This is a genomic window from Xanthomonas sp. SHU 199 (genome assembly GCF_000364665.1).
Classification (GTDB): Bacteria; Pseudomonadota; Gammaproteobacteria; order Xanthomonadales; family Xanthomonadaceae; genus Xanthomonas_A; species Xanthomonas_A sontii.
Genome location: NZ_AQOI01000512.1, coordinates 1 through 5,263 on the forward strand (window position 1 = coordinate 1; position 5,263 = coordinate 5,263).

The 5,263-nt window shown below is 69.0% G+C and carries 2 protein-coding genes and 1 tRNA gene; all 3 read right to left on the reverse strand.

Annotated features, from left to right (window positions below; translation table 11 throughout):
* Positions 1–206: 206 nt before the first annotated feature.
* The 3 genes from D183_RS0115695 to D183_RS0115710 all read right to left on the reverse strand — a co-directional run bounded on the left by D183_RS0115695 (position 207) and on the right by D183_RS0115710 (position 4,801).
* The gene (locus tag D183_RS0115695; protein WP_232757289.1) at positions 207–4,010 is read right to left on the reverse strand and encodes a PAS domain-containing protein; all 3,804 of its coding nucleotides are present in this window, start codon (positions 4,008–4,010) and stop codon (positions 207–209) included.
* Between the two features lie 159 nt (positions 4,011–4,169).
* Complete coding sequence (locus D183_RS0115705) at positions 4,170–4,550, reverse strand: response regulator (protein WP_017909846.1); 381 nt, start codon at positions 4,548–4,550, stop codon at positions 4,170–4,172.
* Between the two features lie 164 nt (positions 4,551–4,714).
* Positions 4,715–4,801: transfer RNA gene (locus D183_RS0115710), tRNA-Leu, on the reverse strand.
* Between the last annotated feature and the right edge of the window lie 462 nt (positions 4,802–5,263).

Consider the following 5,263-nt stretch of genomic DNA (forward strand, 5'->3'; position numbering starts at 1 on the left):
CCCCCCGCGACGCGAGCGCGACGGGCGCGGCAATGCGGGCGGTGGCAATGCCAAGCCGCGGCCGGCTGCCGCGGCGCCGGTCAACAGCGCGCTGGCCGACGCGTTCGCGCGCGCCAAGCGCAGCTGAGGTTCCAGCAGAAAAAATCCGGCGCGCTCGCGCCGGTGCATCCAGTGCCGGCCGCACGGTGCAGCCGCGCAGCGCCGACTCAGGCCGATTCGGCGCGTTGGCTCTGGTCGGTGGCGAGCGCGGCCGGTGCCGGCGCCACCAGCGATGCGGCCAGCCCGAGCAGCTTGACCGGATCCACCGGCTTGCCCAGGTGCGCATCGAAGCCGGCCTCCAGGGCCAGCGCGCGATCCTCGCTGCGCACGTAGGCGGTCAGCGCGATGGCCGGGATGCGGCTGGCTGCGCCGACACCACGGGCGCGGATGCTGCGGATCAGGCTGTGGCCGTCGCGGCGCGGCATGCCGACGTCGCTGACCAGCAGCGCATAGGGCCGTTCGCGCAGCAGCGCTTCGGCATCGTCGGCGCAGACCGCGGCCTCGACCACGGCACCGGCTTCCTGCAGGAAGCGCTGGGTGACGCCCCGCGAATCCATGTCGTCGTCCACCACCAGCACGCGTACGCCATCCAGGCGAATGCCGTCGCGCCGCAGCATGCCGCCGGACAGGGCGGTATCGTTGCCACGGCGGATCGGATCCAGGCTCTGCACGTCGTTGCGCGGCAGCAGCAGGGTGAAGGTTGCGCCGAGGCCGACGCCGTCGCTGCTGACCGACAACTGTCCCTGGTGCAGTTCGGCCAGCTGCTTGGCGATCGCCAGGCCCAGGCCGAGGCCGCCAGCGCTGCGCGTGCTGCTCGCGTCGGCCTGGCGGAAGCGGTCGAACACGTGCGGCAGGAACGCCGGGTCGATGCCGATGCCGGTATCGCCGACGGCGATGCGGACGTGGGTGCTGGTGCTGTCCAGGGTCACCGTGACCGTGCCGGCGCTGGGGGTGAACTTGATGGCGTTGCCGATCAGGTTGGTCAGCACCTGCTGCAGCCGCACCCGATCGCCCAGATAGGGCAGGGCGGTCGCTTCGTCGGCGACCAGCACGATGTCGATGCCCTTGTTCTGCGCGCCGGGGCGCGCCGCATCGATGGTCTCGCTGAGCAGTGCGCGCAGGTCCAGCTCGCCGGCCTCCAGGCGGACCTTGCCGGACAGGATGGCGCTCATGTCCAACAGGTCGTCGATGATCTGCGCCTGCGAATGCGCGCTGCGCTCGATCACCTCCAGGCCCTTGCTCAGGTCCTTCTCGCGCACCGCATCGTCCTGCATCAGCCGCGACCAGCCCAGGATGGCGTTGAGCGGCGTGCGCAGCTCGTGGCTGAGCGTGGCCAGGAACTCGTCCTTCATGCGGCTGGCGCGTTCGGCCTCGCTGCGCGCGCTCTGCTCGGCGGCGAGCAGTTGCTGCAGGCGCAGGTCGGTGCCGCGGCGCTCGATGATGATGCCGGCCAGGTGCGAGGCGGAGCGCGCAAGATCCTGTTCGTGCGGGTTGGGGTAGTGCACGAACGGGTAGTACAGCGCGACTACGCCCAGCACTTCGCCATCGCTGGCCAGGATCGGCGTCGAGCAGCAGGCGACGATGTCCGCCTCCAGGGCGGTCGCCAGATACGCCTGCCAATGCGGGTTCACCCGCACGTCGCTGCACAGCACCTGCCGGCGCAGGTAGGCGGCGCGCCCGCAGCAGCCGGTGTTGGGGTCGATCGGCAGGCGCTGCACTGCCTTGCGGAAGGCGGGCGGCATGCTCGGCGCGGCGCCTTCCAGCAGGCACTGGCGGTGCTCGTCGACCAGCATGATGGTGCAGCGCAGGCCGACATCGCTCTGCGACTCGATGCCGCGCGCGATCGCCTCCAGCACCGTGCTCAGCGGCTTGCCGGTGGTGATCATCTCCAGCGCCGCGCGCTCGGCGGTGGTGGCATTCTCGATGCGCTTGCGCTCGGAGATGTCCAGCAGCGAACCGATGAAGCCCAGGAACTGGCCGGACGAACTGAAGCGCGGCGTGGCGGTGTCCACGCACCAGCGGTACTCGCCGTCGTGGCGGCGCAGGCGGTATTCCACGGTGTAGGCGCGGCGGTCGGCGCAGGCTCGGGCGAGGGTGCGGCCGACCGTGGCCAGGTCGTCGGCATGGATCATTTCCTGCCAGCCGCTGCCCAGCGCCTCCTGCTCGCTCTGCCCGGTGAACAGATACCACTGGCGGCTGATGTATTCGCAGTCGCCGTCGGCGTTGGACATCCAGATCATCACCGGTGCGTTGTCGCACAGCTGGCGGAAGCGCAGTTCGCTTTCCTGCAGGCGCTGCTCGACCAGACGGCGGTCGTGGATGTCGGTATTGGTGCCGATCCAGCGCACGATGCGGCCGCTGTCGTCGCGGATCGGCAGGGCGCGGCCGAGATGCCAGCGGTATTCGCCGTCGTGGCGGCGCAGCGGGTACTCGATCTCGTACGGCTTGCCGCTGCGCAGCGCTTCCGGCCACACCTCCATCACCCGCGCCAGGCCTTCCTCGGTGTGCACATGGCGCCAGCTGTCGTAGCCGGCCTCGCCGACCGGCAGCCCGGTGTACTCGTACCAGCGGCGGTTGAAGTAGTCGACGTGGCCGTCGGGCATGGCGGTGAACACGATCTGCGGCATCGCATCGGCCAGTTCGCTCAGGCGCGCGGCACTGCTGGTCAGTGCGCTTTGCGCGCCCGCGCGTTGCATCGATTCCCAGCAGCGCGCCGCCACCAGCCGCACCAGCTCGATCTCGGCCGAGGTCCACACGCGCGGCTGGGCGTGGTGCACGCCGATCGCGGCCACCAGGCGGCCGGCCTTGTGCAGCGGTGCGGTCAGCACGGCGCGCATGCCCAGGCGACGGTAGTTCGGGTCGTCCAGACGCATCGGCGGCTGGTGGGTCTCGGTGTTCTGCACCACCCACGGCCGGTTTTCGCGCATGCAGTCCAGCAGGTCGCTGCCGAAATCGCTGAAGCGCGAGCGCCCGGTCAGGTGCGAGGCGCCGTCGACGTAGTCGGCGCGCACGTCGAACACGTCCTCATCGGCCTCGACGATCGCGTAGGCGCAGCGATTGGCGCCGAGGTGCTGGCCGAGCAGGGCGGCACCGGTCTCGCAGATGGCTTCGGTGCTGTGCAGGTTCTGCAGGGTGTCCTCGAGCATCAGCAGGAAGCTGTCGTGCGCCTGCGCGCGCGCCTGTTCGGTGCGGTCGATGCCGTGCACCAGGATTCCGCTGACCCGGCCCTCGGCGTCGTGCATCGGCTGGTACACGCATTCCAGCGTGGTCTCCGAGGTCGCTTCGTGCGGACTGCGGCACAGCTGGAAGGTCATCGACTCGTCGATGAACGGCACGCCGCTGGTGCGGACGTTGTCGAGCAGGCCAATGACGCCCTGTTGCTGGATTTCGGGGATGGCCTCGGTCAGCGGCCGGCCGACCACCTCGCGCGGTCCGACCAGCTGCTGGTAGCGCCTGTTGACGGTCTGGATCACGTAATCCGGGCCGCGCAGGATCGCCAGCGCCGCCGGCGATTGCTCGAAGGCGTCGGCCATCTGCGCACGTTGCGCGTCCAGCGCCTTCAGCAGCGTGTCGCGTTCGCGCGCCAGGGTGATCCGCGCCGTGTCCTCGGTGCACACGCACAGCACGCCGGCGATGCGGCCCTCGTCGTCGAACAGCGGGCTGTAGGAGAAGGTGAAATACACCTGCTCGCTGTAGCCGTTGCGCATCATCGTCAACGGAATATGTTCGTTCCAGGTCGATTCGCCGCTGGCCATCACCTGGTCGGCCTGCGCCCGCACCTCGGGCCAGACGTCCGGCCATACCTCTTCCATCGGCCGCGCGAACCCTTGCGGGTGCCGCAACCCGAGGATCGGCACGTAGGCGTCGTTGTACAGGTTGAACTGGCGCTCGCCCCAGCGCACCGCCATCGGGAACCGCGAGTTCAGGCAGATCGACAGCGCGGTGAGCAGGCTCCGCGGCCAGTGCTCCATCGGGCCCAGTTCGTGCTCACGCCAATCGATGGCGCGCAGCAAGGCCCCCGTGGCGCTGCCGGCGGGAAACCGGACAGGAGGCGGCGAACAGTCCTTGGCGTTGATGGCGGAGTTCCTCGAAGCGTTCCCGCCAGGCGGCGGGCTTACGGCCGAGGATTCTCAGGGGCGCGCGGTCGTCTTGGCGTGAGCGTCCTGCAATGCCTTGATCAGCTGCTCGGACAGGTACGGCTTGGTCAGCACCACGCCGGCGGCGAAACCGGGAGGGAGCGCGTCGGCGGCCACGCCGGTGGCGAGCACGAAGGGGGTGCCACGTTCGCTGAGCGCCCGGGCCACCGGTTCGCTGGTCTCGCCGGCGGAGAGGCGGAAGTCGAGCACCGCCCGGTCCGGGCGCTCGCTGTCGATCAGCGCAAGGGCCTGCTGCACGGATGCGGCGATGCCGACCACCTCGGCACCGGCCTGGGCAAGCTGCAACTCCAGCAGCGTGGCGTTCATTTCGTCGTTCTCGACCACCAGGATACGCAGGCCCCGCAATGCCGACATCGCTTGCTCGTTAAGGTTTGGGAACGGAAAGTATAGCGGGACCGTCACTGCCACCGCCTAGACAAACGGGCGCAGGAAGATGAAGCGTTTACCTGTGATCGACGTCGACGTGCGCCGCGGCGGTCGCGCAAAAAACAAACGGCAGCCGAAGCTGCCGTCAGTCCTGGTGCCGAAGGTGGGACTCGAACCCACACGCTTTTAAGGGCGGCGGATTTTGAGTCCGCTGCGTCTACCGATTCCGCCACTTCGGCGCGGCCGCGGAGTATAGCCGACAGTTCGGCCGCGCCGCCAGCGCATCTGCATTTGCCGTCGTTGGAGGAGGCGGGGGAATGGCAGTGGCCATGGGTACTTCCCGAGCACATCTCTATATGTGCGTCGCACGCTAGGCGAAGCATTCGGTTGCTGCCGACCGCGCAAGGGGCGCGCAGATCCACCCGTTGTGCCGATATCGGCAATCATCGACACGAGTGGCGGAGGGCTGCGGAGGCGGATTGGCGCCGTGTGCGGCGAGTTCCGCAGGTCGCCGCCATCGTTGGACGTGAGGCGCAGACGTCGCGCAATGCAGGCGTGCGCGCGGATGCTGCCGGTCGTGGCGAGGGCGTGTGCGGCGTCGCGAACGTTCTGAAAAAAACGCTTGCGTGTGCCGATCACGATCGTTAATATTCCGCTCCTCGCAGCACGTGGGGCCATAGCTCAGCTGGGAGAGCGCTTGC

Coding starts and splice junctions, on each gene's coding strand:
- D183_RS0115695 (WP_232757289.1), bottom strand. CDS start 4,010: ATGGAGCACTGGCCGCGGAGCCTGCTCACCGCGCTGTCGATCTGCCTG.
- D183_RS0115705 (WP_017909846.1), bottom strand. CDS start 4,550: ATGTCGGCATTGCGGGGCCTGCGTATCCTGGTGGTCGAGAACGACGAA.